Raw genomic sequence first — 25,167 nt, 5'->3', positions numbered from 1 at the left:
TGGGTCAGTCCAGCGCGGCCAGCGCGGCCGCCCACAGGGACTGGTCGCGCTGTTCCCCCGGCTCCCGGCACTCGGCGAACCGGATCGCCCCGGCACGGTCGATGACGAACGTGCCCCGGTTGGGGAACCCGGTGTCGGAGTTGAACACTCCGTAGGCCTGCGCGACGGCCCCGTGCGGCCAGAAATCCGACAGCACGGGGAAGTCGAAACCACGCTGGGCGCACCACACCTTGTGCGTCGGCGGCGGCCCCACCGACACCGCCAGCGTGGCGGTCGAGTCGTTCTGGAACTCCGGGAGCCGGTTGCGGATCTCCTCCAGCTCACCCTGGCAGATTCCGGTGAACGCCAGCGGGAAGAACACCAGCAGCACGTTCTTGACGCCCCGGTGGTCACTGAGCGTGACCGGCCGTCCGTTCTGATCCTTGAGCGTGAAGTCCGGGGCCGGTGCGCCCTCGGTCAGCATCAGCGCCTGCCCGCCGCCTTCGACTTGGGCTGCACCAGCCGGCTGGCGCTCCAGTCGCCGAGGTTGGCCGAGGAGGTCTGCACCAGCCCCGCCGTCGGGGCCGATTCGGCGATCTCGGCGGGCACCACGTGGCCGGGCTTGCCGGTCTTGGGGGTGAGCACCCAGATGACCCCGTCGTCGGCCAGCGGGGTGATCGCGTCCATCAGCGCGTCGACCAGGTCGCCGTCACTGTCACGCCACCACAGCAGCACGACGTCGACGACCTCGTCGGTGTCCTCGTCGAGAAGCTCACCACCGGAGGTCTCCTCGACGTCGGCGCGGATATCGTCGTCGGTGTCGTCGTCCCAGCCGAGTTCCTGGACCACCTGGTCTCGTTGGATGCCCAGGCGATGGGCATAGTTCGGGGCGCTGTCCGCCGCGACCACGGTGGGACCTCCTTGTTGTTGTCAGCGTCGTTCGTCAGGGTTGATGTCGGCAAAACGCTTGATGGGCTCATCGTCGCACAGCGAGCTTCCGCAGGTCATGGGCAACGCCCTAGGAGGGACGGAAAAAGCCGACCGGCACCCCCGGAACGCACCCGCGAGAACATCCTCGAGAATCTCAGTAGAAACCATCACAGAGGTTCAGCGCGTTCGCTCGGGAATCGTTGAGCTGGGTCACGGTGTCGTTGAAATCCGAGGGCGAGGCATCGGTCAGGACCGCGCCCGCCGTCGCCCGGGCAGCGTCACTCCAGGCGTAGAGCGCGTCGCGCAGATCCGACGGCAGCGTGTCGTTGATATCGCTCTCCACTAGGTCGGCGCTGCGGTTCAGCCCGTCGGCGGCCCGGCCCACCGTGGCGTCCGACGCGTCGCCGCTGTTCATCGCGTCGACGTAGCCGTTGAGATCGTCGATGGCGTCGGCGCTGGTGGTGCTCATGGTCTCGCACGCCGAGTAGACCGCCTCGGTGGTCAGCGACTCCTGCCGCCGCGACTCCCGGGCGCTGGAGGTGGCCGCCGACGCCGACGCCGAGGCCGACATCGAAGCCCGGTAGGCGGGCGCCTCCCCGGCGTCGACGACACCGGTACCGTCGGTGACGGTGGTACAACCCGTGCCGATCAACCCCATCACCGCCGCGGTGCCCGAACCGACGGCCAGCGCCGCCATCCGCACCCGCCGCAGACCGCACGGCCCGGGGCCACGCAGGCGCCGATGCCCCGATCCCGTCCCCCGCCGTCCGATCACAGCCGCTGAGGTTACCGGCTCGGCGGGCCCGGCGTGCCGTCCCACGGATCCGTTCTTCACGAGTGGTCCGAGTGCGGTTTGATAGATGTCAGCGACAACCTCGCAGAGCTACCCCGGCAATCCCAAAAGGAGCGGAAGTTGACCACCGAGTTCGTGCGCCAGGACCTGGCCCAAAACTCCGGCACCGCAGCCGAACACGACCGTGTTCGGGTGATCAGGGAGGGCGTGGCCTCCTACCTGCCCGACATCGACCCCGAAGAGACGGGCGAGTGGCTGGAGTCCTTCGACGGCCTGTTGGCACGATCGGGCCCGGCGCGCGCCCGTTATCTGATGCTGCGGCTGCTGGAGCGCGCCGGTGAGCAGCGGGTCGCGATCCCCTCGCTGACCTCCACCGACTACGTCAACACCATCCCGACCGAACTGGAACCGTGGTTCCCCGGCGACGAGGACGTCGAGCGGCGCTACCGGGCCTGGATCCGGTGGAACGCGGCGATCATGGTGCACCGGGCGCAGCGTCCCGGCGTCGGCGTGGGCGGGCACATCTCGACCTACGCCTCCTCGGCGGCCCTCTACGAGGTGGGCTTCAACCACTTCTTCCGGGGCAAGGCCCACCCGGGCGGCGGCGACCAGGTGTTCATCCAGGGCCATGCCTCCCCCGGCATCTACGCGCGCGCCTTCCTGGAGGGCCGGCTCACCGCCGACCAGCTCGACGGCTTCCGCCAGGAGCACAGCCATCCCGGCGGCGGGCTCCCGTCGTATCCGCATCCGCGGCTGATGCCCGACTTCTGGGAGTTCCCGACGGTGTCCATGGGCCTGGGCCCGATGAACGCCATCTACCAGGCCAGGTTCAACCACTACCTGCACGATCGGGGCATCAAGGACACCTCGGACCAGCACGTGTGGGCCTACCTCGGCGACGGCGAGATGGACGAGGCGGAAAGCCGTGGGCTGATCCACATGGCCTCGCTGGAGGGCCTGGACAACCTGACCTTCGTCATCAACTGCAACCTGCAGCGTCTCGACGGCCCGGTGCGCGGCAACGGCAAGATCATCCAGGAGCTGGAGTCGTTCTTCCGCGGCGCGGGCTGGAACGTCATCAAGGTGATCTGGGGTCGCGGCTGGGATGCGCTGTTCCACGCCGACAAGGACGGCGCCCTGGTCAACCTGATGAACACCACGCCCGACGGCGACTTCCAGACCTATCGCGCCAATGACGGCAGCTACATCCGGGACAACTTCTTCGGACGGGATCCGCGCACCAAGGCACTGGTCGAAAACCTCTCCGACACCGACATCTGGGGCCTGCGGCGCGGCGGACACGACTACCGCAAGGTCTACGCCGCCTACCGCGCGGCGACCGAGCACAAGGGCCAACCCACGGTGATCCTGGCGCACACGATCAAGGGCTACCACCTCGGTTCGCACTTCGAGGGCCGCAACGCGACCCACCAGATGAAGAAGCTCGCGCTGGCCGACCTCAAGGGTTTCCGCGACACCCAGCGCATCCCGATCAGCGACGCCCAGCTCGAGGAGAACCCCTACCTGCCGCCGTACTACCACCCCGGCGAGGAGGCCCCCGAGATCCGCTACATGCTCGACCGGCGCCGCGCGCTGGGCGGGTTCGTCCCGGAACGCCGCACCAAGTCCAAGGTCCTGACACTGCCGGGCCGCGACACCTACAAGGCGCTGAAGAAGGGGTCCGGGCAGCAGGAGGTCGCCACCACCATGGCGACGGTGCGCACGTTCAAGGAGCTGCTGCGCGACAAGAACATCGGCCCCCGCCTGGTACCGATCATCCCCGACGAGGCCCGCACGTTCGGGATGGACTCCTGGTTCCCGAGCCTGAAGATCTACAACCGCAACGGGCAGCTCTACACCGCCGTGGACGCCGAGCTGATGCTGGCCTACAAGGAGAGCGAGATCGGCCAGATCCTGCACGAGGGCATCAACGAGGCCGGCTCCACGGCGTCGTTCACCGCCGTGGGCACCTCGTACTCCACGCAGAACGAGCCGATGATCCCGATCTACATCTTCTATTCGATGTTCGGGTTCCAGCGCACCGGCGACGGCTTCTGGGCCGCCGGCGACCAGATGGCCCGGGGGTTCGCCCTCGGCGCGACCGCGGGACGCACCACGCTGACCGGTGAGGGTCTGCAGCACGCCGACGGGCATTCGCTGCTGCTGGCCTCGACCAACCCCGCGGTGGTGGCCTACGACCCGGCGTTCGCCTACGAGGTGGCCTACATCATCGAGAGCGGGCTGGAGCGGATGTACGGGGAGAACCCGGAGAACGTCTTCTTCTACATGACCATCTACAACGAGCCCTACCGCCAGCCGCCGGAGCCGGAGAACTTCGACCCCGAGGGCCTGCTGCGCGGCATCTACCGCTACCGCAGCGCCCCGGAGAAGCGCAGCAACACCGCACAGATCCTGGCCTCGGGGGTGGCGATGCCCGACGCGCTGCGCGCCGCCGAGCTGCTGGCCGCGGACTGGGATGTGGCCGCCGACGTGTGGTCGGTGACCAGCTGGGGCGAGCTCAACCGCGACGGCGTGGACATCGAGAAGGAGCGGCTGCGCCATCCCGACCGCCCGGCCCGCGAGGCCTACGTCACCACGGCGCTGGCCGACGCGACCGGCCCGGTGGTGGCGGTCTCGGACTGGATGCGCGCGGTGCCCGAGCAGATCCGGCCGTGGGTCCCGGGCACCTACGTCACCCTGGGCACCGACGGGTTCGGGTTCTCCGACACCCGCCCGGCGGCGCGGCGCTACTTCAACACCGACGCCGAGTCCGTGGCGGTGGCGGTGCTGGAGGCGCTGGCCCGCGACGGCGAGATCGACCCGTCGGTGGCCGTGGCCGCCGCACGGCAGTACCAGATCGACGACGTGCTGGCCGCCCCGGAGCAGACCTCCGACCCCGGCAGCGCCTAGCCGATCGGCATCCTCCGGGCGGGGCCGGTCGCCACCGCGGCCGGCCCCTTGGAGGTTTTGTCCAGAAAACGGGCGTAGCTTTTAGTTATGCCCGACAGTCGGTTCGTTCCGTCGCGATCGCCGCTGGAACTCGTCGAGAAGGTCCCGGACTCGCTGCGCCGCCGGCTCAAGCAGTACTCCGGGCGGCTGGCGACCGACGCCGTCCACGCGATGGGCGACCGGCTGCCGTTCTTCGCCGAACTGGAGGCCTCCCAGCGCGCCAGCGTGCAACTGGTGGTGCAGACCGCGGTGGTCAACTTCGCCGAGTGGCTGCACGACCCGCACAGCAACGTCGGCTACACGGCCGAGGCCTTCGCGCTGGTCCCGCAGGATCTGACCCGCCGCATCGCGCTGCGTCAGACCGTGGAGATGGTGCGGGTGACCATGGAGTACTTCGAGGAAGTGGTGCCGATGCTGGCCCGCAACGAGGACCAGCTGACCGCACTGACCGTCGGGATCCTGCGGTACAGCCGCGACCTGGCGTTCGCCGCGGCCTCCTCCTACGCCGACGCCGCGGAGGCGCGCGGCGCCTGGGACAGCCGGATGGAGGCCAGCGTCGTCGACGCCGTGGTGCGCGGCGACGCCGGTGCCGAGCTGCTGTCCCGCGCGGCGGCGCTGAACTGGGACACCAACGCCCCGGCGACGGTGGTGGTCGGGACGCCCCCGCCGGGCCGGGAGGAACTGGCCATCGAGGACGTCCGCGACGTCGCGGCGCGCCACGGCCGGGCCGCGCTCACCGACGTGCACGGCACGTGGCTGATCGCGATCGTCTCCGGGCAGCTGGCGCCCACCGACCGGTTCCTGGCCGACCTGCTCGGCGCGTTCTCCGAGGGGCCGGTGGTCATCGGTCCGACGGCACCGATGCTGACCGCGGCCTATCACAGCGCCTCCGAGGCGATTTCGGGCATGAACGCGGTCGGCGGCTGGACCGGCGCGCCGCGGCCGGTGCAGGCGCGCGAGCTGCTGCCCGAACGGGCGCTGATGGGTGACGCCTCGGCGATCGGCGCGCTGCAGACCGATGTCATGCGGCCGCTGGCCGATGCGGGCCCGGCCCTGACCGAGACCCTGGATGCCTATCTGGACTCCGGCGGCGCCATCGAGGCGTGCGCCCGCAAGTTGTTCGTTCATCCAAACACCGTTCGCTACCGCCTCAAGCGCATCACTGATTTCACGGGCCGCGATCCGACCCTGCCGCGTGACGCCTACGTCCTTCGCGTGGCGGCCACCGTCGGCCGGCTGTCGCGTTCCGAGCAGCATGCGAGCCTGTCAAACCCCGCTCCGGGGCCGGTCAGCGCACCGGCGGGGTTCTCGACGGGCGTCAGTCACGTGTCCTGACAGATCGCGCAGCGGTCTCGAAGACGTCGCATCACGTGCCGTTTTGTGGGGAAGCTACAAAAACATAAGACAAGGTTCATAATCTCTTACACCGTTCAAAATCCGTTTCACAATGTTCTCTTAGAGACGTGCCTGAATCGACGACCGCTCCTGTAGCGCTGCTTGCTCCCGGCCAGGGTTCCCAGACCCCCGGGATGCTCAGCCCGTGGCTGGAGCTGCCCGGTGCGGCCGAGCAGATCGCCGCCTGGTCGGACGCCAGCGGCCTGGACCTCGCCCGGCTGGGCACCACCGCCGAGGCCGAGGAGATCACCGACACCGCGATCACCCAGCCGCTGGTGGTGGCCGCGACGCTGCTGGCCCACCGGGAACTGACCCGGCGCGGCCTGCTGTCCGGCGCCGAGACGATCGTCGCCGGGCATTCCGTGGGCGAGATCGCCGCCTACGCCATGGCCGGGCTGATCTCCGCCGATGACGCCGTCGCGCTGGCCGCCACCCGCGGCGCCGAGATGGCCAAGGCCTGTGCCGCCGAGCCCACCGGCATGTCCGCCCTGCTCGGCGGAGACGAGACCGAGGTGCTCGCCGCGCTGTCCGACCTGGACCTGGTGCCCGCCAACCGCAACGCGGTCGGTCAGATCGTGGCCGCCGGCCGCCTGGACGCGCTGGCCAAGCTCGCCGAGAACCCGCCGGCCCGCGCCCGGGTGCGTCAGCTGGCCACCGCCGGCGCGTTCCACACCCACTTCATGGCCCCGGCCACCGAGGCCTACGCCACCGCGGCGGCCGCGGTGGACACCGCCGCCCTGCCCGCCGACGGGCTGACACTGCTGTCCAACGCCGACGGGCAGCCGGTCGCGTCGACCTCCGACGCGATGGACAAGCTGGTCGCCCAGCTCACCCGCCCCGTGCGGTGGGACCTGTGCACCCAGTACATGCGTGACCACAATGTGCGCGCGATCGTCGAGTTCCCGCCCGCCGGGGCGCTCGTCGGGATCGCCAAACGGGAACTTCGGGGGGTACCGACGCACGCCGTCAAGTCCCCCGCAGATCTGGACGGACTCACCGAGCTCTAGCAGCCGGGTCCGCCGGGACAACCACATACGCAACACCACAGCGTCATCAACAAGCAGCGTCATCAACAAAGAGCGTCATCAACCCGGAACGCAACCGTTCACGGGCCATCAAAAAATGAAGGGAGCCACACTGTGGCCGCCAGCCAGGAAGAAATCATCGCCGGTCTCGCCGAGATCATCGAAGAGGTCACCGGTATCGAGCCCTCCGAGGTCACCCCGGAGAAGTCCTTCGTCGACGACCTGGACATCGACTCGCTGTCGATGGTGGAGATCGCCGTGCAGACCGAGGACAAGTACGGCGTGAAGATCCCCGACGAGGACCTCGCCGGTCTGCGCACCGTCGGTGACGTCGTCGCCTACATCCAGAAGCTCGAGGAAGAGAACCCCGAGGCTGCCGCCGCCCTGCGCGAGAAGTTTGCGGCGGAATGACCAGACCTTCCACTGCCAACGGCGGATTCCCTTCCGTCGTGGTGACCGCTGTTGAGGCCACCACGGCGCTCGCCGCGGACATCGAGAGCACGTGGAAGGGCCTGCTGGCCGGCGAGAGCGGTATCCGCGAGCTCACCGACGACTTCGTCACCAAGTGGGATCTGCAGGTACGCATCGGCGGCCACCTCGTGGACAACGTCGACAGCCACATGACGCGCATCGACATGCGCCGCATGTCGTACGTCCAGCGGATGTCCAAACTGCTGGCCGGCCGGCTCTGGGAGACAGCGGGTGCGCCCGAGGTCGACCCGGACCGGTTCGCGGTGGTCATCGGCACCGGCCTCGGTGGCGGCGAGAAGATCGTCGAAACCTACGACGCCATGAACGAGGGCGGGCCCCGCAAGGTGTCCCCGCTGGCCGTGCAGATGATCATGCCCAACGGTGCGGCGGCGGTGGCCGGCCTGGAACTGGGCGCGCGCGCCGGGGTGATCACCCCGGTGTCGGCCTGTTCCTCCGGTTCGGAAGCCATCGCCCATGCCTGGCGACAGGTGGTCATGGGTGACGCCGACTTCGTCGTATGCGGCGGGGTCGAGGGCGGTATCGAGGCGCTGCCGATCGCAGCGTTCTCGATGATGCGTGCCATGTCGACCCGCAACGACGATCCCGCGGCGGCATCGCGGCCCTTCGACAAGGACCGGGACGGCTTCGTGTTCGGCGAGGCCGGCGCGCTGATGATCATCGAGACCGAGGAGCATGCCCTGGCCCGCGGCGCCAAGCCGTTGGCCCGGCTGATGGGCGCCGGAATCACGTCGGACGCCTATCACATGGTGGCTCCGGCGCCGGACGGCCTGCGGGCCGGTCACGCGATGAAGCGGGCGATGGAGACCGCGGGCCTGGACCCCAAGGACATCGACCACGTCAACGCGCACGGCACCGCCACCCCGATCGGCGACACCGCCGAGGCCCAGGCAATCCGGGTCGCCGGCTGTGAGAACGCCGCGGTCTACGCTCCGAAATCGGCGCTGGGCCACTCGATCGGCGCGGTCGGCGCCCTGGAATCGGTGCTGACGGTGTTGGCGCTGCGCGACGGCGTCATCCCGCCGACGCTGAACTACGAGACGCCCGACCCGGAGATCGACCTGGACGTGGTTGCCGGTGAACCTCGCTACGGCGAGTACCAGTACGCCATCAACAACTCGTTCGGTTTCGGCGGGCACAACGTCGCGCTCACCTTCGGTAAGTACTAGGACCGGGTTCGGGGGAAAGGACACTCTGCGCAGTATGGCTACGCCGACAACTGGGAACGGTCTGCCCGACGTCGTCGTCACCGGCATCGCGATGACGACGAGCGTGGCGACGGACGCCGAGACGACCTGGAAGGCTCTGCTCGCCGGGCAGAGCGGGATCCGCAAGCTCGAGGATCCGTTCGTCGAGCAATTCGACCTGCCGGTGCGCATCGGGGGCCACCTGCTGGAGGACTTCGAGTCCGAGCTGACCAAGGTCGAACTTCGCAGAATGTCCTATCCCCAGCGGATGTCGACGGTGCTGGGCCGGCGGGTCTGGGAGAACGCCGGCTCGCCCGAGGTCGACACCACCCGCCTGCTGGTGTCGATCGGCACCGGCCTCGGCGGCGCCGAGGCGCTGGTGTTCGCCTACGACGGCATGCGGGAACGCGGCATCAGGGCCGTCTCTCCGCTGGCCGTGCAGATGTACATGCCCAACGGCCCCTCGGCGGTCGTCGGTCTGGAGCGACACGCCAAGGCCGGGGTCGTCACCCCAGTCTCGGCGTGCGCGTCGGGATCGGAGGGCATCGCCCAGGCCTGGCGCAATATCATCCTCGGCGAGGCCGACATCGCCATCTGCGGCGGCGTCGAGCAGCGCATCGAGGCGGTGCCGATCGCCGGGTTCGCCCAGATGCGCATCGTGATGTCGACCAACAACGACGACCCCGCCGGGGCCTGCCGGCCGTTCGACCGGGACCGCGACGGCTTCGTGTTCGGCGAGGCCGGCGCGCTGATGGTCATCGAGACCGAGGAACACGCCAAGGCCCGAGGCGCGCGGATCCTGGCCCGGCTGATGGGTGCCTCCATCACCTCCGACGGCTTCCACATGGTGGCGCCCGACCCCAACGGGGAGCGCGCCGGCTATGCCATGACGCGGGCCATCGAACTGGCCGGCCTGCAGCCCACCGACATCGGCCACGTCAACGCGCACGCCACCGGCACCAGCGTCGGCGACGTGGCCGAGGGGGTGGCCATCAACAAGGCGATGCGCGGGCACCGCCCGGCGGTCTACGCCCCGAAGTCCGCGCTGGGCCACTCGGTCGGCGCGGTGGGCGCCGTCGAGTCGATTCTCACCATCCAGGCGCTGCGGGACGGCATCGTGCCGCCCACGCTGAACCTGAAGAATCTCGATCCCGAGATCGACCTCGACGTGGTCAGCGGTGAACCCCGTACCGGCAACTACCAGTACGCGATCAACAACTCATTCGGATTCGGCGGGCACAACGTCGCACTCGCCTTCGGCAAGTACTGAACGTACTGACGGCACTCAAGGAGACATACATGACGACGATGGCGCCCGAATCGGTCAACGAATCGCTGGATCCCCGCGATCCCCTGCTGCGGCTGTCGACGTTCTTCGACGACGGCAGCGTCGAGCTGCTGCACGAACGTGACCGCTCGGGCATTCTGGCCGCCGCGGGCACCGTCAACGGCGTGCGCACCATCGCCTTCTGCACCGACGGCACCGTGATGGGCGGCGCGATGGGCGTCGACGGCTGCAAGCACATCGTCGACGCCTACGACACCGCCATCGACGAGCAGAGCCCCATCGTCGGGATCTGGCATTCCGGCGGCGCCCGGCTGGCCGAGGGCGTCAAGGCCCTGCACGCCGTCGGCCTGGTGTTCGAGGCGATGATCCGCGCCTCCGGCTACATCCCGCAGATCTCGGTGGTCGTCGGCTTCGCCGCCGGCGGCGCGGCCTACGGACCGGCGCTGACCGACGTGATCGTGATGGCCCCCGAGAGCAAGATCTTCGTCACCGGCCCCGACGTGGTGCGCAGTGTGACCGGCGAGGACGTCGACATGGTGTCGCTGGGCGGGCCCGAGGCCCACCACAAGAAGTCCGGCGTGTGCCACATCGTCGCCGACGACGAGCTCGACGCCTATGAGCGGGGACGCCGCCTGGTCGGGCTGTTCTGCCAGCAGGGCCATTTCGACCGCGCCAAGGCCGAGGCCGAGGACACCGACCTGGCCGCGCTGCTGCCGGAGTCGGCGCGCCGCGCCTACGACGTGCACCCGCTGCTCAACGCGCTGCTCGACGAGGATGCGCCGTTCGACGAGTTCCAGGCCAAGTGGGCGCCGTCGATGGTCGTCGGCCTGGGCCGGCTGGCCGGGCGCAGCGTCGGCGTGCTGGCCAACAACCCGCTGCGGCTGGGCGGCTGCCTGAACTCCGAGAGCGCGGAGAAGGCCGCCCGGTTCGTCCGGCTGTGCAACGCCTTCGGCATTCCGCTGGTGGTCATCGTCGACGTGCCCGGCTACCTGCCGGGTGTCGACCAGGAGTGGGGCGGCGTCGTGCGCCGTGGCGCCAAGCTGCTGCACGCCTTCGGCGAATCGTCGGTCCCCCGCGTCACACTGGTCACCCGCAAGATCTACGGCGGCGCCTACATCGCGATGAACTCCCGCTCGCTGGGCGCCACCAAGGTGTTCGCCTGGCCGGACTCCGAGGTCGCCGTGATGGGCGCCAAGGCCGCCGTCGGCATCCTGCACAAGAAGAAGCTGGCCGCCGCCGAGGACCACGAGCGCGACGCCCTGCACGAGGAGCTGGCCGCCGAGCACGAGCGCATCGCCGGCGGTGTGGACGCCGCGATCGACATCGGCGTGGTCGACGAGAAGATCGAGCCCTCCCAGACCCGCTCCAAGCTGACCCAGGCGCTGGCCGAGGCCCCGGCGCGGCGCGGCCGGCACAAGAACATCCCGCTGTGAGCCGAACGCTGCACGCGTAGCTGAATTCCCGGTCGTTCTCCCTGCGAGACGGCCGGGAATTCGTTTTCCGGGTGGTCCGCGTGGTCCGGGTAGCGGGCCGCGTCAGCGGCGGGGATCCGCGGCCAGCATCTCCTGCGCCGCGGGCAGCGCCCGCTGCCGGTCGGCGGCCACCAGGCCGATCCGGGTGCGCCGGTCCAGGATGTCGTCGACACCGAGCGCGCCCTCGTGGGTGACGGCGTACTCGAACTCGGCGCGCAGGACGTCGATGCCCTCGGCCACGGGGTCGGTGGGATGCCCGCAGGTGGCCGAGGCGATGACCGCGGCGGCCTCGCACCCGTAGCGCGCCACCAGCGACGCCGGCAGCCGCGTGGGTCCGCCCGCGGCGGCGCCGGGGTTGGCGGGGGCACCGATCAGCGGGAGGGTGCGGGTGCGGCAGGGGCCCGCTCTCAGGTGGCGCAGGGCGATCGCGCGGTCGAGGACGTCGGAGGCCATCAGCCGGTATTCGGTGAGCTTGCCGCCGACGATGCTGATCATCCCGGTCGCCGACTCGACGACGGCGTGCTCGCGGGAGATGTCCGCGGTGTTGCCGGTGCCCGAGGCGCCGCCGTCGGTGTCGATCAGCGGCCGCAGCCCGGCGTAGGTGCCGACCACGTCGTCGACGCTCAGCGAGGTCGCCAGGGCGGTGTTGACGGTGTCGAGCAGGAACGCGATCTCGGCCGGGGTCGCCCGCGGCTCGTCGGGGATGGGGCCGGGGGCGTCCTCGTCGGTCAGGCCCAGGTAGACCCGCCCGAGCTGTTCGGGCATGGCGAACACGAACCGGTTGAGCTCGCCGGGGATCGGGATGGTCAGCGCGGCCGTCGGGTGGCCGAACGCCGCCGCGTCGAACACCAGGTGGGTGCCGCGGCTGGGCCGCAGGCGCAGCGCCGGATCGAGGTCGCCGGCCCACACGCCGGTGGCGTTGATGACCGCTCGGGCGGCGACGTCGAACGACTCGCCGCTGCGCCGGTCGGTCAGCCGGGCCGAGGTGCCGGTGGCCGCCGACGCCTCGACGTAGGTCAGGATCCGCGCCCCGTGCTGGGCGGCGGTACGCGCGACCGCGCTCACCAGCCGGGCATCGTCGATCAGCTGCCCGTCGTAGGCCAGCAGCGCGCCGTCGAGCCCGTCGCGGCGCACCGTCGGCGCCAGCTCGGCCGCGCGGGCGGCGTCGACGCGGCGCGAGCGCGGCAGCACCGAGGCCGGAGTGCCGGCCAGCCGGCGCAGCAGGTCACCGGCCAGGAACCCGGTGCGCACCAGCGCCCGTTCGGCCCGCCCGGTGCCGGGCAGCAGCGGAACCAGCTGCGGCATCGCGCGGGTCAGGTGCGGCGCGGTGCGCGTCATCAGGATCCCGCGCTCGACGGCGCTGCGGCGGGCGATGCCGACGTTGCCGGTGGCCAGGTAACGCAGGCCGCCGTGCACGAGTTTGGAGCTCCACCGGCTGGTGCCGAAGGCCAGGTCGTGCTTGTCGACGAGCGCCACCGACAGCCCTCGGGCAGCCGCGTCCACGGCGATCCCGGCTCCGGTGATGCCACCGCCGATGACCAGGACGTCGACGGGCCCGCCGTCGGCCAGGGCCTGCAGGTCGGCGGCGCGCCGGGCGGCGTTCAGGGTGGCGGAGCGGGTGATCGGGCGGCGGGTCATGGGGACAGATATCCGTTCAGCACGTCGGTGAGCTCCCCGGCGAGGTCGTCGGCGGTCAGGATGGATTCGATGATGCGCGCCGAGGCGATGGTGGACTGGGCGATCAGCAGCACCATGGTGGCCAGGCGGCGCGGGTCCCCGGCGCGGACGGTGCCGCCGGCCTGGGCGCCCGCCAGGTCGGCGGCCAGGGCGTCGATCAGGATCTGCTGGCTGGTGCCGAGGCGCTCGGCGATGTAGACCATCGCCAGCTCCGGCGCGGAGTGCAGCACGGCCATCACCAGGTCGTCGTCGCGCAGCCGGGCGGCGGCGGCGACCACGCGCCGCACCACCGCCGCGCGGTCGGTGCCCACGGCGGGGATGTCGCGCAGCACGCCGGTCACCCGCTGGGTCAGCAGGGCGGCTAGGATCGCCCGGGTGTCGGGCCAGCGCCGGTAGATGGTGGGCCGGCTGACCCGGGCGCGGCGGGCGATCTCGGCCAGGGCGACCCGGTCGATGCCGAAGTCGCGCACGCAGCTGGCCGCGGCGGCCAGGATCCGGTCGCCGGTCTCGTCGCGCACGTCTTCCGCCGTTGCCGCGTTACTGATTGACAGCATTTGTAATACTGTAACGCATGGATCATCCCGCCATGAAGTGGAACGCCTGGGGCGACCCGGCATTGGCCAAGCCGCTCTCCGACGGCATCACGTCCCTGCTGCGCCAGGCCCTCGGCGTCGACGCCGAACCCGCGCCCGAGCTGAGCCCCGACGAGGTGCGGCTGCGCCCGTCGCGGCTGACACCGCAGCACCGGGGCGCCCTGGGCGAGATCGTCGGCGCGGAGAACATCGCCACCGACGCGGCGGCCCGGCTGCTGCGCGCCGGCGGCAAATCCACGCTGGACCTGCTGCGCCGGGCCGAGCGCGGGGAACAGGACGCCCCCGACGCGGTGCTGGCACCGGGCTCCGAGGACGAGGTGGCCGCCGTGCTGGCGTACTGCTCCGACCGGCGCGTCGCGGTGGTGCCGTTCGGCGGGGGCACCTCGGTGGTCGGCGGGGTCGACCCGCTGGGCGACGGTTTCGAGGCGGTCATCTCGCTGGACCTGCGCCGCTTCGACCGTCTCTACGCACTCGACGAGATCTCCGGGGAGGCCGAACTGGGCGCCGGGGTCACCGGCCCCGCGGCCGAGCGCCTGCTCGGTGCGCGCGGCTTCTCGTTGGGCCATTTCCCGCAGAGCTTCCAGTTCGCCACCATCGGCGGGTTCGCCGCCACCCGCTCCTCGGGCCAGGACTCGGCCGGCTACGGCCGCATCGACGACATGGTCCGCGGGATCACCGCGGTGACCCCGGCCGGCGTACTGGAGGTGGGCCGCGCCCCCGCGTCGGCCGCCGGCCCGGACCTGCGGGAGCTCCTGCTGGGCTCCGAGGGCGTGTTCGGCGTCATCACCCGGGTGCGGCTGCGGGTGCACCCGGTGCCGGAGGCGGCCCGCTACGAGGCGTGGTCGTTCCCCGATTTCGCCACCGGCGCCGACGCGCTGCGCGCGGTCACCCAGACCGGCACGGGCGCGACGGTGATCCGGCTCTCCGACGAGGCCGAGACGGGGGTGAACCTGGCGACCACCGAACAGATCGGCGAGCAGCAGATCACCGGCGGTTGCCTGGCGATCACCGTGTTCGAGGGCAGCGCCGCCCACGCCGAGAGCCGGCACGCCGAGACCCGGGCGCTGCTGGCCGCCCGCGGCGGCACCTCGCTGGGCGAACAGCCGGCGCGGGCCTGGGAGCACGGCCGGTTCGGCGCCCCCTATCTGCGTGACTCGCTGCTGGCGGCCGGGGCGCTGTGCGAGACGCTGGAGACCGCCACGAGCTGGTCGAATCTGGCCCGCCTGAAGGCCGCCGTCACCGAGGCGCTGACCGCCGCGCTGGCCGAATCCGGCACCCCGGCGCTGGTGCTGTGCCACATTTCCCATGTGTATCCGACCGGCGCCTCGCTGTACTTCACGGTGGTGGCCGCACAGCGCGGGTCCACCCCGGGCGAGGTCGTCGAGCAGTGGCGCCGCGCCAAGGCCGCGGCGAGCGACGCGATCGTGGCCCACGGCGGCACCATCACCCACCATCACGCGGTGGGCACCGATCACCGTCCGTGGATGACCGCCGAGGTCGGCGACCTCGGCGTGCGGGTGTTGCGGGCGGTCAAGGAGACGCTGGATCCGGTAGGCATCCTCAACCCGGGCAAGCTCATCCCGTGACCGCCGGCGAGATCGCGCGCGTCACCGTGCTGACCAATCCCGCCTCGGGCCACGGGAACGCGCCGCACGCCGCCGAACGCGCGATCGCGCGGCTGCAGGGGCGGGGCCTGGACGTCGTCGAGATCGTCGGGCGCGACGCCACCCACGCCGGGGAGCTGGTGCGCGAGCAACTGGACCGCGGCACCGACGCGCTGGTGGTGGCCGGCGGCGACGGGGTGATCGCGGTGGCGCTGCAGGAGCTCGCCGGCGGCGACGTGCCGCTGGGCATCGTCCCGGCCGGCACCGGCAACGATCACGCCCGCGAGTACCGGGTGCCCACCGGCGACCCCGAGCGCGCGGCCGACGTCGTGCTCGACGGCCGCCGCGAGACGGTGGATCTGGGCCGGATCCGGGCCGCCGACGGGACCGTCCGGTGGTTCGGCACCGTGATGGCGACCGGGTTCGACTCCCTGGTCAGCGACCGCACCAACCGGATGCGCTGGCCGCACGGGCGGATGCGCTACAACCTGGCGATGATCGCCGAGCTGTCCCGGCTGCAGCTGCTGCCCTTCCGGCTGGCGCTCGACGGCGGCCCCGGCGGGTACCGGGAGATCCACACCGATCTGACGCTGGTGGCGTTCGGCAACACCCGCAGCTACGGCGGGGGGATGCTCATCTGCCCGGACGCCGACCACGGCGACGGACTGCTGGACATCACGATGGTGCACTCCGCGTCGCGGACCCGGCTGATCCGGTTGTTCCCGACGGTGTTCAAGGGCACCCACGTCGACCTCGAGGACGTCACCACCGATCGGGCACGCTCGGTGAGCGTCGAGTGCCCCGGGATCAACGCCTACGCCGACGGCGAGTTCGCCGCGGCGCTACCGGTGCAGGTGTCGGCGGTTCCCGGCGCGCTGCAGATCCTGGTGCCGGCCTGAGCCCCGGATCGGGTGCGGATCAGGTGCCGGATCAGGTGCCGACGGCGCGGCTCAGCCAGGTGATCTCGCTGCCGATGTCACCGCCGCCGGAGCGGTAGGGCTCCAGCGCCTCGTCCCACGCGGTGCCCAGCACGGTGTCCAGGTCGGCGGCCAGGGCGTCGGCCCCGGAGGCCATCAGCGACCGCAGCTGCATCTCCCCGACCATGATGTCGCCGTTGGCGCTCATCGCCCCGCTCCACAGGCCCAGCTGCGGGGTGTGACTGAAGCGTTGCCCGTCCACGCCGGGGCTGGGGTCCTCGGTGACCTCGAAGCGCAGCACCGACCAGGAGCGCAGCGCGTTGGCCAGCTGGGCGCCGGTGCCGACGGGGCCCAGCCAGTTGGTCACGGCGCGCAGCTGCCCGGGCATGGCCGGCTGCGGCGACCATTTGAGGTTCGCCCTGGCATTCAGGGTCGACGAAAGCGCCCACTCGACATGTGGGCACACCGCCGCGGGTGAGGCGTGGATGTAGACCACGCCGGTGGTCGCGTCGGCGAACTGGTTCGACCCACACCGGTTCGTGCCCATGATGCTCCTTCAATCGACGAGGGACGTCTTCCCCAACGACCTCGATCGATCCGAGCCAGGATCACAAACGTGTGTGTCGTGCGTGTCTATTGTGCCCTGTGAGGCGGCTGTTGCGCTACTGTGCGCCGAATTCTCTCAGGACTTCATCAGAGATTGCCGGCCACAGCGGGAGCGCCCACTCCCCGAAGTCCCGGTCGGTGAGCACCACCAGCGCCAACTCGGCCTGCGGATCCACCCACAGGAACGTGCCCGACTGGCCGAAATGCCCGAAGGTCCGCGCCGAGTTGGCCGACCCCGTCCAGTGCGGCGACTTGGCCGCCCTGATCTCGAAGCCCAGCCCCCAGTCGTTGGGCCGCTGCACCCCGTAACCGGGCAGCACGCCGTCGAGGCCGGGGAACTGCACCGAGGTGGCCTCGGCGTGCAGCTGGGGCGACACGGTGGCCGGCGAGAGCAGATCACCGGCGAATGCCGCCAGGTCGGCCACCGTGGATTCGGCGCCGTAGCCGGCCGTGGCCGCTCCCCCGTCCAGCGCCGAGGACGTCATTCCCAGCGGGGCGAACACCGCCTCGGCGAGGTAGCGGCCGAAGTCGATGCCGGCGGCCTCCTGCAGGGCCTCGGCGGCCACCCGGAAGCCGTAGTTGGAGTAGATCCGCCGGGTCCCCGGCCTGGCCATCACCTTCGCCTCGTGCATCGCCAGCCCGGAGGCGTGGGCCAGCAGATGGCGCACCGTCGACCCGGGCGGGCCCGCGGGGGTGTCGAGTTCGACCGCGCCCTCCTCCACACCGACCTGCATCGCCCGCGCCACCAGTGGCTTGGTGACCGAGGCCAGCGCGAAGCGGCGAGCGGTGTCACCGTGGGTGGCCAGCACGCCGGCGGTGCCGACCACCGCGGCCGCGGCGGCCGGCACCGGCCAGTCATCGAGCAGGTCGAGTGCGCCCATGGCGCCCGACCCTAGCCTGCCGGCTCTGGGGCCCGGGCCCCAGAGTGCGGGCTCAGCGTGCCGTGCGGGCGGTCTTGCGGGCGATGTAGTAGTTGTTCAGGGGATCCGATTCGATCTCGGCCACGGTGACGTCGCCGAACCCGGCCTCGCCGAGCATCCGGGTGGCCAGCTGGCGGCCCCAGACGGTGCCCAGCCCGTCGCCGCCCGCCGACAGCGACACCGACATGCAGTGCATCGTCGACACCGTGTACAGGTAGGTGCTCAGCGGCGCGCCCACGTTCTCCTCGAGTCGGCTGGAGGCCTTGATGTCGACCATCAGGAACACCCCGCCGGGACGCAACGCCCGGTGGATGTTGGACAGCACCCGCCCCGGATGAGCCTGGTCGTGGATGCTGTCGAAGGCGGTGATGACGTCCCAGGCCTCGTGGACCTCGGCGGTGTCGAGTTCGGCGACGTCGCGCTGCAGGAAACTCGCGTTGGTCAGGCCCAGCCGGCCGGCCTCGGCGATACCGGTGGCCACCGCGTCGGCCGAGAAGTCGATCCCGGTGAAGCGGCTCCCCGGAAAGGCCCGGGCCATGACGTTGATCGCGTGCCCACTGCCGCAGCCCCAGTCGGCGACGTCGGCACCGGCACGCAACAGCTCCGGAAGCCCCTCGGCCAGCGGCAGGATCACGTCGACCAGGGCGGCGTCGAAGACCTCGCCGCTCTCCTCGGCCATCAGCGCGTGGAAGCGGGGGTACTCGGTGTAGGGCAGCCCGCCGCCGTCGTGGAAGCAGCCGATGATCTTCTGCTCGATCTCGCCCACCAGCGGGATGAACTGCGCCACCCGGGCCAGGTTGTCGGGTCCCGCGGCGCGGGTCAGCACCGCGGCCCGGTGCGCCGGTAACACGTACGTGGACTTCTCGGGGGCCGCATCCACCGGGTGGTAGTCGATCACCCGGCCGGTCACCATCCCGCCCAGCCATTCCCGTACATAGCGTTCGTCGAGCCCTGCCGCGTCGGCGATCTGGCCGCTGGTCGCCGGCGGCAGCTGCGACATGGTGTCGAAGAGCCCGGTCTGGTGACCGATGCTGATCAGGATCGCCACGCTGGCGGCGTCGATGGCCTCCAGCAGGCGCCCGGCGAACTCCTCGACCGATTCGCCGGCCGCGGAATCGGTTTCCTCGTCGAATCCGGTGACGGTTGTCATTGGTGTGCACTCCTGTGTCGGTGCGGGCACCGTCGCCCGCCATGGATATCGACGCTACGGCGCGCACGGCCGGCGGCTCATCGGGCAGATGATGCATTTTCGCCGCGCGTCGGCGCGAGCCCGATGGGGTGAATGCTGCAGAAGCCGTATCAGCGCATGTCCAGCTGGTCGCCGATGTTCTGGAAGGCCCAGGCGACGGCCGCGGTGCGCGACGATACGCCGAGCTTGTCGTAGATGTTGGCCAGATGACGCCCGACGGTCTTCTCGCTGATCACCAACTCCTGGGCGACCTCCCGGTTGGTCGCGCCGACCGCGATGTGGCGCAGCACGTCCACCTCGCGTTTGGTCAGACCGCCGGGGGTCGGGTCACCGCAGGTCAGCGGCGCCTCCACGCCCAGCTGGCGGTAGATCGCCTCGGCGGTCGCCGAGTCCGCAGAGGCCGAGACGGTGTCACCCAAACCCTTGTGCGCCAACGCCATCCATTCGTAGACCTGCGCGGTCTCGTAGCGGGCCTGCTGGTTCCGGTACTCCCGCAGCGCAGTGTGCAGCGCGTCCAGCGCGTCGGCGTGCCGTCCGCGACGGACCAGCAGCGCCCCGCGGGTGTGGGCGGCCCAGGCCCGGAACCCCGGCGTCGGGCGCGCCCGCGCGCCCTCCTCCAGTTCGGCGCAGTACAGCTCGGCCTCGTCGAGACTGTCTCGGGCCAGCGCCACGTCGACGGCCGCCCGCAGCAGGCGCATCCGCCCCACCCCGGATTCGCCGGCCAGCGCCACCCGCAGGCCGGCCCACGCGGCCTGCTTGTCACCCTGGCTGCAGCGCAGCAGCGCCTCGCCGGGCTGCGGGTCGGCGCCCAGGCTGCGGGCCTTGGCGAACGCCGCGGCCGCGCCCTCGGCGTCACCGCGCAGCCGGCACACCTCGCCGAGCTGGTAATAGCCCTCGGCGGCCGCCCAGTTGTTGACATCCTCCAGGCGGCGGCTGGCGTCGGCGAGGCGCTCCTCGAGATGCTGGTAGTCCTCGGTGGCGGCCACCACCTGCAGCCGGTGCACATCGCAGACCCCGCCGTAGGCCACCGACCCCGACAGCCCGCACCAGCGTTCCATCGACTCCGTCCAGGCCCGCATCCGCGGCACGTCGGCCAGCCGGTGGCAGTGGTAGAGCACGATGCAGTAGATGTCGCCGGCCCACTCGACGGGCACCTGGTCGGCCAGCACCGGCAGCATGGCCTCGTCGATCAGCCCGTAGGCGTCGGCCAGCCGGTCGTCGAACAACGCGTGCAGCCCCTCGGCGACCAGCCCCAGCGCGGTCAAGGCGGGCACCTCCGTGCGTTCGGCCACGCCGCGCAGAGTGCGGGTGGAGGAGCCGAGGGCCTCGGCGTCCTGTTCCATCGCCGCCATCACGGCGTCGAGGTAGGCCAGGTAGCCGTGGGCGGGGCTCTCGGGCGCGCCCTCCAGCAGCCGGCGGGCCCGGTTCATCCAGCCCCGGCCGATGTTGAGGTCGCCGCGGGTCAGCCACGCCAGGCCGAGTTCGACGGCCTTCATCGCCGCGGCGACCGGATCGGTCCGGGTCAGCCGGGTGAACACCAGCTCGGAGAGCCGCACCGCCTCGCGCACGTTGCCGACCCGCCAGGCCGCCATCGCCATCGCGTCGAGATCGTCGGTGCTCAGCGGACCGCGCCCGCCCGCCCGGGTGAAGGCGTCGTAGGCGGCCCGCCAGTTGCGGTCGTCGTGTGCCGAGCGCGCGGCCAGCAGGAGTTCGACGGTGGCGGTATCGGTGAGGATGTCGGTGCTGTTCATGTCGGCCACTTCAGGTCCGTGGGGTGGGGCGCAGAACTCCCCCGGTTATGTCCCTCAGCCTGCCACTTTTCCCCGGCCACCGAAACCGTCCGCAACCCGGCGCCGGGCGCGGTGAAGCGCCGTTCGTCCGGATCCTGCGCGGGCCGCGCAGACGATAGGGTTTCCAGCATGAGCCAGACAGTGCGCGGAGTGATCTCTCGGAAGAAGGGCGACCCGGTCGAGGTCGTGGACATCGTCATCCCGGACCCCGGGCCCGGCGAGGTGGTGGTCGACATCATCGCCTGCGGGGTGTGCCACACCGACCTGACATACCGCGAGGGCGGCATCAACGACGAGTACCCGTTCCTGCTGGGTCATGAGGCCGCCGGCACCGTGGAGGCCGTCGGCGCGGGCGTGACCAACGTGGAGCCCGGCGACTTCGTGGTACTCAACTGGCGCGCGGTGTGCGGGCAGTGCCGCGCCTGCAAACGCGGCCGGCCCTGGTACTGCTTCGACACCTTCAACGCCACCCAGAAGATGACGCTGACCGACGGCACCGAGCTGACCCCGGCGCTGGGCATCGGCGCGTTCGCCGACAAGACCCTGGTGCACGAGGGACAGTGCACCAAGGTCGACCGCGATGCCGACCCGGCGGTGGCCGGCCTGCTGGGCTGCGGGGTGATGGCCGGTCTGGGCGCGGCGGTCAACACCGGGGCGGTCGGCCGCGACGACACCGTGGCCGTGATCGGCTGCGGCGGCGTCGGCGACGCCGCGATCGCCGGGGCCGCGCTGGTGGGCGCCAAGCGCATCATCGCCGTCGACACCGACAACACGAAGCTGGCGTGGGCCCGCGACTTCGGCGCCACGCACACCGTCAACGCCCGTGAACTCGACCCGGTGGCCACCATTCAGGACCTCACCGACGGCTTCGGAGCCGACGTCGTCATCGACGCGGTCGGGCGTCCGGAGACCTGGAAGCAGGCGTTCTACGCCCGCGACCTGGCCGGCACCGTGGTGCTGGTCGGCGTCCCGACCCCCGACATGACCCTGGAGATGCCGTTGGTGGACTTCTTCTCCCGCGGCGGCTCGCTGAAGAGCTCGTGGTACGGCGACTGCCTGCCCGAACGCGACTTCCCCACCCTGGTCAGCCTGTACCTGCAGGGCCGGCTGCCGCTGGAGAAGTTCGTCAGCGAACGCATCGGACTCGACGAGATCGAGAGCGCGTTCCACAAGATGCACGGCGGCGAGGTGCTGCGCTCGGTGGTGGTGTTGTGATGAGCGCTTGCGCGAAGAACCGGAGGCAGTGATGAGCGCTTGCGCGAAGAACCGGAGGCAGTGATGAGCGCTTGCGCGAAGAACGGAGGAAACCGATGAGCGACAAGCAGCCCGGCATCGAGCGGGTCGTCACCAGCGGGAAGTTCGAACTCGACGGCGGCTCGTGGGACGTCGACAACAACATCTGGATCGTGGGCGACGACAAGGAGGTCATCGTCATCGACGCCGCCCACGACGCCAAGGCCATCGAGGACGCCGTCGGCGGCCGCCACGTGGTGGCGGTGGTGTGCACGCACGGCCACAACGACCACGTCACCGTCGCGCCGCAGCTCTCGGCGGACCTCGATGCGCCGGTGCTGCTCAACCCGGCCGACGGGATGCTCTGGGAGATGACCCACCCCGGCAAGCCGTACCGGACGCTGTCCGACGGGCAGGTGCTCACCGCCGACGGCGTCGAGCTGCGGGCGATCGCCACCCCCGGACACTCCCCCGGCTCGACGTGCCTGTACGCCCCGGAGCTGGGTGCGCTGTTCTCCGGCGACACCCTGTTTCAGGGCGGCCCCGGCGCCACCGGCCGGTCGTTCTCGGACTTCCCGACGATCCTCGGCTCGATCAAGGACAAACTCGGTGTGCTGCCGGCCGACACCGTGGTCTACACCGGCCACGGCGACACCACGAAGATCGGCGACGAGATCGTGCACTACGACGAGTGGGTGGCCAGGGGCCACTGAGCCGCGCGGCTCACGACTCGCCGAGCACCCGGCGTTTCTCCGCCTCGAACTCCTCCTGCGTCAGCGCGCCCGAATCACGCAGGGCGGCAAGTGTTTTGAGTTGCTCGATACGCACCCCGGAATCGCTGGGTACGACGGACTCGCGCCGGGTGGCGGTCGGCGGTGGCGGGTCCCCGACGCGCACCGATCCGCCGAAGGGGTTGGGCGCCAGGCCCACCGGCGGCCGGCGTTTGGTGCGCGAGAGCCAAACCAGCGCGACGATCATGTCGAGCACCGCCACCCCGAACACCGCGGCCAGGATCCACGGCAACGACCCGTAGTCGCTGCCGCGCCCGAACGCCAGCGTCGGGTTGAGGAAGGCGCTCACGTTGCCGTCGGTGATGACGTCGTAGGTGCCCTGTTGGGGAACCTGGGCGACCCACACCCGGCGACGCATGTCGTTGTTGACCGTGGTCGTGGTACCGATGCTCTCGGTGACCTGCGGGTCGTGGCCGCCGTCGGGTCCCTGCAGGCTCATCTGCAGGTCCGGGATCGGCATGGCTCCCGACGGGTAGCCGATCGCCGTGGCGTGGAACGTGATCGTCACCTCGCCGGCGGGCAGCTGCAGGCTGGCCCTGCCCGGGATCGGCACCTGGCCGTAGGCGTCGTACTTGTCGAGCACGAACGCGTTGAGGACCAGTGTCAGCACGAACCCGATCCCCGTGAGCACCATCGTCACGACGGCGACGGCCAGCAGCAGCCGCGGCGCCGTCCGCCGGTCAGCCATGCCCGAAGTGTCGCACGGGGCCCGGCGCGGCGCGCCGCCAACCGTGCCGCCAACTCCGCCGCCAACCATGGCAAGAACGGTGCCGCCGACCATTCGGACGGTGGCATGCCGGGACGGCGACTACCGTCGGAACCAGACCGACATGCCGGGAAAGGAGGCTCTCCGATGAGTGCACAGGAGACGGGGTCGCCGACGGCGGGCCCCGTCCGGCGCTTCGCGGTGCGGTACTGGGTCGCCCTGGTCCTGGTCGCGCTGGCGGCCATCTTCATCGCCCAGAACCGGGACAGACCGCGTATTCACATTCTGTGGGTCACCGTCGAATCGCCGATGTGGTTCGTGCTGACCGTCATGCTCGTGGTGGGGATTCTGGTGGGGTTGCTGCTGGGCCGACGACGCCGGAAGTAGCCGTGCCCGAGTCGAGCATCGTGGTGCGGCCCGAACCGCACGGCAGCGTCTTCCACACCCCGTCGCTGCGGCTGCAGGCGGCCGGATTGCGGCCCGCCATCGAACTTTTCGAGCGGGCCGCCGACGAGGTCCCACTGCCCAAACCGCCGCAGCCGGTCGTCATCGCCGACTACGGCGCCTCCAACGGGCACAACTCGCTGCTGCCGATCGGCGCCGCGATCGCCCGCCTGCGTGCCCGTATTCCGCCCGAGCAGTCCATCCTGGTCGCGCACACCGACATCGCCGAAAACGACTTCACCGCGCTGTTCCACACCCTGGCCGAGGACCCGGACAGCTACCTCGCCAAGGATCCGAAGGTGTTCAGCTCGGCGGTCGGGCGGTCCTTCTATCAGCAGATCCTCCCCTCCGACAGTGTGCAGCTGGGCTGGAGTTCCTGGGCGATCCAGTGGTTGAGCCGGATACCGGGCCCGGTCGAAGACCATGTGCACGCCTCGATGAGCACCGACGAGGACCTCCGCGCCGCCTACAGCCGGCAGGCCGCCGAGGACTGGCACGAGTTCATCGCCTTCCGGGGCCGCGAACTGTCACCGCACGGCAAGCTCGTGGTCCTCACCCTCGGCGCCGACGAGTCCGGCGGGTACGGCCTGATCCCGCTGCTGGACGGTCTCAGGGCGGCCCTCGACGAGTTGGTCACCGAGAAGGTCCTGACCACCGAGGAACTGCGCGCGATGTCGATTCCCACCGTCGGGCGCTCGGAGAAGGACTTCGTGGCACCGTTCGCCCCCAAGGGGCGCTTCGAGAACCTCAGCGTCGAACACCTCGAGGTCTTCGACGCCGGCGACCGGTTCTGGACGCAGTACCGGGCCGACGGCGACGCGAAGGCCTTCGGTGAGCGGTGGGCCGGATTCGCCCGGGCAGCGGTGTTCCCCGCGCTGACCGCCGCATTGGACGACGGGCCCGACGAGGGGCGCCCGGTCCGGTTCGCCGAGCAGTTGCAGCAGCGGCTGGCCGCGAGGCTGGCCGCGGCGCCCGAGGAGATGCAGATCCCGATGGCCAAGGTGGTGCTCGCCAAGGGCGGACACTCCCCCTGAGCGCCGCCGCGGTTCACTCGGCGGGAGCCTGCCCGGGCAGGAGCTGTTGCAGGCCGGGGATCTGCGGAATCTGAGTCAGCCAGTCCGGCGGGGTCACCGGGTCCGGCGGCGCCGGCGGGGTGTCGCCCGGGGGCTGCGTGGGCTGGGGTGTGGGCT

23 protein-coding genes are annotated in these 25,167 nt (G+C 70.9%); 13 read left to right on the top strand and 10 right to left on the bottom strand.

Annotated elements, in window-relative coordinates; all coding sequences use genetic code 11:
* Positions 1-4: 4 nt before the first annotated feature.
* The 3 genes from CSR00_RS08090 to CSR00_RS08080 all read right to left on the bottom strand — a co-directional run bounded on the left by CSR00_RS08090 (position 5) and on the right by CSR00_RS08080 (position 1,684).
* Positions 5-463, bottom strand: a complete 459-nt coding sequence (locus CSR00_RS08090; RefSeq protein WP_099021880.1) for a peroxiredoxin — start codon at positions 461-463, stop codon at positions 5-7.
* Entirely contained in the window at positions 463-888 is a 426-nt protein-coding gene (locus CSR00_RS08085; protein WP_099021879.1) for a DUF3052 domain-containing protein, read from the bottom strand. The genes CSR00_RS08090 and CSR00_RS08085 overlap by 1 nt, the downstream gene beginning before the upstream one ends.
* Positions 889-1,063: 175 nt before the next feature.
* Positions 1,064-1,684, bottom strand: a complete 621-nt coding sequence (locus tag CSR00_RS08080) for an Rv2240c family protein (protein WP_328514692.1) — start codon at positions 1,682-1,684, stop codon at positions 1,064-1,066.
* Between the two features lie 138 nt (positions 1,685-1,822).
* On the opposite strand from CSR00_RS08080, the gene aceE reads away from it, so the two are divergent.
* From aceE to CSR00_RS08045, 7 genes are all read left to right on the top strand, one after another.
* Entirely contained in the window at positions 1,823-4,612 is a 2,790-nt protein-coding gene (gene aceE / locus CSR00_RS08075) for a pyruvate dehydrogenase (acetyl-transferring), homodimeric type (RefSeq protein WP_099021877.1), read from the top strand.
* A gap of 87 nt (positions 4,613-4,699) precedes the next feature.
* A complete protein-coding gene (locus CSR00_RS08070; protein WP_099021876.1) occupies positions 4,700-5,986 on the top strand; it encodes a PucR family transcriptional regulator in 1,287 nt (428 codons plus the stop codon).
* Between the two features lie 128 nt (positions 5,987-6,114).
* Positions 6,115-7,053 carry an ACP S-malonyltransferase gene (locus CSR00_RS08065; protein WP_281259687.1) on the top strand — a complete coding sequence of 313 codons (939 nt, stop codon included), beginning with the start codon at positions 6,115-6,117 and terminating at the stop codon, positions 7,051-7,053.
* A gap of 132 nt (positions 7,054-7,185) precedes the next feature.
* Positions 7,186-7,482: a meromycolate extension acyl carrier protein AcpM gene (gene acpM, locus CSR00_RS08060; protein ID WP_048471774.1), complete on the top strand. Its 297-nt coding sequence runs from the start codon at positions 7,186-7,188 to the stop codon at positions 7,480-7,482.
* Positions 7,479-8,729, top strand: coding sequence for a 3-oxoacyl-ACP synthase KasA (kasA, locus tag CSR00_RS08055; RefSeq protein ID WP_099021874.1), 1,251 nt, complete (start codon positions 7,479-7,481; stop codon positions 8,727-8,729). The genes acpM and kasA overlap by 4 nt, the downstream gene beginning before the upstream one ends.
* A gap of 34 nt (positions 8,730-8,763) precedes the next feature.
* Positions 8,764-10,017, top strand: a complete 1,254-nt coding sequence (gene kasB, locus CSR00_RS08050; protein WP_099021873.1) for a 3-oxoacyl-ACP synthase KasB — start codon at positions 8,764-8,766, stop codon at positions 10,015-10,017.
* A gap of 29 nt (positions 10,018-10,046) precedes the next feature.
* Positions 10,047-11,468 carry an acyl-CoA carboxylase subunit beta gene (locus tag CSR00_RS08045; RefSeq protein WP_099021872.1) on the top strand — a complete coding sequence of 474 codons (1,422 nt, stop codon included), beginning with the start codon at positions 10,047-10,049 and terminating at the stop codon, positions 11,466-11,468.
* Positions 11,469-11,570: 102 nt separating this feature from the next.
* On the opposite strand, the gene CSR00_RS08040 is transcribed toward CSR00_RS08045, so the two are convergent.
* Both CSR00_RS08040 and CSR00_RS08035 read right to left on the bottom strand, forming a co-directional pair.
* Positions 11,571-13,145, bottom strand: a complete 1,575-nt coding sequence (locus CSR00_RS08040; protein ID WP_099021871.1) for a glycerol-3-phosphate dehydrogenase/oxidase — start codon at positions 13,143-13,145, stop codon at positions 11,571-11,573.
* A complete protein-coding gene (locus CSR00_RS08035) occupies positions 13,142-13,738 on the bottom strand; it encodes a TetR/AcrR family transcriptional regulator (RefSeq protein WP_099021870.1) in 597 nt (198 codons plus the stop codon). Before CSR00_RS08035 ends, CSR00_RS08040 begins: the two co-directional genes overlap by 4 nt.
* 32 nt (positions 13,739-13,770) lie before the next feature.
* Between CSR00_RS08035 and CSR00_RS08030 the strand changes: the two genes are divergently transcribed.
* Both CSR00_RS08030 and CSR00_RS08025 read left to right on the top strand, forming a co-directional pair.
* Positions 13,771-15,363 (top strand): FAD-binding oxidoreductase, encoded by a 1,593-nt coding sequence (locus CSR00_RS08030; RefSeq protein WP_099021929.1) that lies wholly within the window; start codon positions 13,771-13,773, stop codon positions 15,361-15,363.
* Complete coding sequence (locus tag CSR00_RS08025; RefSeq protein ID WP_176561958.1) at positions 15,360-16,280, top strand: diacylglycerol kinase; 921 nt, start codon at positions 15,360-15,362, stop codon at positions 16,278-16,280. Before CSR00_RS08030 ends, CSR00_RS08025 begins: the two co-directional genes overlap by 4 nt.
* Positions 16,281-16,311: 31 nt before the next feature.
* On the opposite strand, the gene CSR00_RS08020 is transcribed toward CSR00_RS08025, so the two are convergent.
* From CSR00_RS08020 to CSR00_RS08005, 4 genes are all read right to left on the bottom strand, one after another.
* Positions 16,312-16,845, bottom strand: coding sequence for a DUF3145 domain-containing protein (locus tag CSR00_RS08020; protein ID WP_099021869.1), 534 nt, complete (start codon positions 16,843-16,845; stop codon positions 16,312-16,314).
* 115 nt (positions 16,846-16,960) lie between these two features.
* Positions 16,961-17,785, bottom strand: coding sequence for a serine hydrolase domain-containing protein (locus CSR00_RS08015; RefSeq protein ID WP_099021868.1), 825 nt, complete (start codon positions 17,783-17,785; stop codon positions 16,961-16,963).
* Positions 17,786-17,837: 52 nt separating this feature from the next.
* On the bottom strand, positions 17,838-18,974 hold the full coding sequence (locus CSR00_RS08010; protein WP_099021867.1) for a class I SAM-dependent methyltransferase: 1,137 nt from the start codon (positions 18,972-18,974) through the stop codon (positions 17,838-17,840).
* A 149-nt stretch (positions 18,975-19,123) separates the two neighbouring features.
* Positions 19,124-20,764, bottom strand: a complete 1,641-nt coding sequence (locus tag CSR00_RS08005; RefSeq protein WP_099021866.1) for a helix-turn-helix domain-containing protein — start codon at positions 20,762-20,764, stop codon at positions 19,124-19,126.
* A gap of 168 nt (positions 20,765-20,932) precedes the next feature.
* On the opposite strand from CSR00_RS08005, the gene CSR00_RS08000 reads away from it, so the two are divergent.
* Both CSR00_RS08000 and CSR00_RS07995 read left to right on the top strand, forming a co-directional pair.
* Positions 20,933-22,018 carry an S-(hydroxymethyl)mycothiol dehydrogenase gene (locus tag CSR00_RS08000; protein WP_099021865.1) on the top strand — a complete coding sequence of 362 codons (1,086 nt, stop codon included), beginning with the start codon at positions 20,933-20,935 and terminating at the stop codon, positions 22,016-22,018.
* Between the two features lie 95 nt (positions 22,019-22,113).
* Positions 22,114-22,749, top strand: a complete 636-nt coding sequence (locus CSR00_RS07995; RefSeq protein WP_099021864.1) for an MBL fold metallo-hydrolase — start codon at positions 22,114-22,116, stop codon at positions 22,747-22,749.
* A 10-nt stretch (positions 22,750-22,759) separates the two neighbouring features.
* Here CSR00_RS07995 and CSR00_RS07990 read toward each other — a convergent pair whose 3' ends face one another.
* Positions 22,760-23,515, bottom strand: coding sequence for an SHOCT domain-containing protein (locus CSR00_RS07990; protein ID WP_099021863.1), 756 nt, complete (start codon positions 23,513-23,515; stop codon positions 22,760-22,762).
* A 165-nt stretch (positions 23,516-23,680) separates the two neighbouring features.
* Between CSR00_RS07990 and CSR00_RS07985 the strand changes: the two genes are divergently transcribed.
* Positions 23,681-23,920, top strand: coding sequence for a LapA family protein (locus CSR00_RS07985; protein WP_099021862.1), 240 nt, complete (start codon positions 23,681-23,683; stop codon positions 23,918-23,920).
* 2 nt (positions 23,921-23,922) lie between these two features.
* Entirely contained in the window at positions 23,923-25,011 is a 1,089-nt protein-coding gene (locus CSR00_RS07980) for a class I SAM-dependent methyltransferase (protein ID WP_099021861.1), read from the top strand.
* Positions 25,012-25,167 lie beyond the last annotated feature (156 nt).

This window comes from Mycolicibacterium palauense (assembly GCF_002592005.1).
GTDB lineage: Bacteria > Actinomycetota > Actinomycetes > Mycobacteriales > Mycobacteriaceae > Mycobacterium > Mycobacterium palauense.
This window is presented reverse-complemented; position numbering and strand designations above follow the sequence as displayed.

What these genes read in the sequence shown, in the direction of transcription:
- CSR00_RS08090 (WP_099021880.1), bottom strand. Translation starts at nt 463, where the DNA reads ATGCTGACCGAGGGCGCACCGGCCCCGGACTTCACGCTCAAGGATCAG.
- CSR00_RS08070 (WP_099021876.1), top strand. Translation starts at nt 4,700, where the DNA reads ATGCCCGACAGTCGGTTCGTTCCGTCGCGATCGCCGCTGGAACTCGTC.
- kasA (WP_099021874.1), top strand. Translation starts at nt 7,479, where the DNA reads ATGACCAGACCTTCCACTGCCAACGGCGGATTCCCTTCCGTCGTGGTG.
- kasB (WP_099021873.1), top strand. Translation starts at nt 8,764, where the DNA reads ATGGCTACGCCGACAACTGGGAACGGTCTGCCCGACGTCGTCGTCACC.
- CSR00_RS08045 (WP_099021872.1), top strand. Translation starts at nt 10,047, where the DNA reads ATGACGACGATGGCGCCCGAATCGGTCAACGAATCGCTGGATCCCCGC.
- CSR00_RS08040 (WP_099021871.1), bottom strand. Translation starts at nt 13,145, where the DNA reads ATGACCCGCCGCCCGATCACCCGCTCCGCCACCCTGAACGCCGCCCGG.
- CSR00_RS08035 (WP_099021870.1), bottom strand. Translation starts at nt 13,738, where the DNA reads ATGCTGTCAATCAGTAACGCGGCAACGGCGGAAGACGTGCGCGACGAG.
- CSR00_RS08030 (WP_099021929.1), top strand. Translation starts at nt 13,771, where the DNA reads ATGAAGTGGAACGCCTGGGGCGACCCGGCATTGGCCAAGCCGCTCTCC.
- CSR00_RS08020 (WP_099021869.1), bottom strand. Translation starts at nt 16,845, where the DNA reads ATGGGCACGAACCGGTGTGGGTCGAACCAGTTCGCCGACGCGACCACC.
- CSR00_RS08015 (WP_099021868.1), bottom strand. Translation starts at nt 17,785, where the DNA reads ATGGGCGCACTCGACCTGCTCGATGACTGGCCGGTGCCGGCCGCCGCG.
- CSR00_RS08010 (WP_099021867.1), bottom strand. Translation starts at nt 18,974, where the DNA reads ATGACAACCGTCACCGGATTCGACGAGGAAACCGATTCCGCGGCCGGC.
- CSR00_RS08005 (WP_099021866.1), bottom strand. Translation starts at nt 20,764, where the DNA reads ATGAACAGCACCGACATCCTCACCGATACCGCCACCGTCGAACTCCTG.
- CSR00_RS08000 (WP_099021865.1), top strand. Translation starts at nt 20,933, where the DNA reads ATGAGCCAGACAGTGCGCGGAGTGATCTCTCGGAAGAAGGGCGACCCG.
- CSR00_RS07995 (WP_099021864.1), top strand. Translation starts at nt 22,114, where the DNA reads ATGAGCGACAAGCAGCCCGGCATCGAGCGGGTCGTCACCAGCGGGAAG.
- CSR00_RS07990 (WP_099021863.1), bottom strand. Translation starts at nt 23,515, where the DNA reads ATGGCTGACCGGCGGACGGCGCCGCGGCTGCTGCTGGCCGTCGCCGTC.
- CSR00_RS07985 (WP_099021862.1), top strand. Translation starts at nt 23,681, where the DNA reads ATGAGTGCACAGGAGACGGGGTCGCCGACGGCGGGCCCCGTCCGGCGC.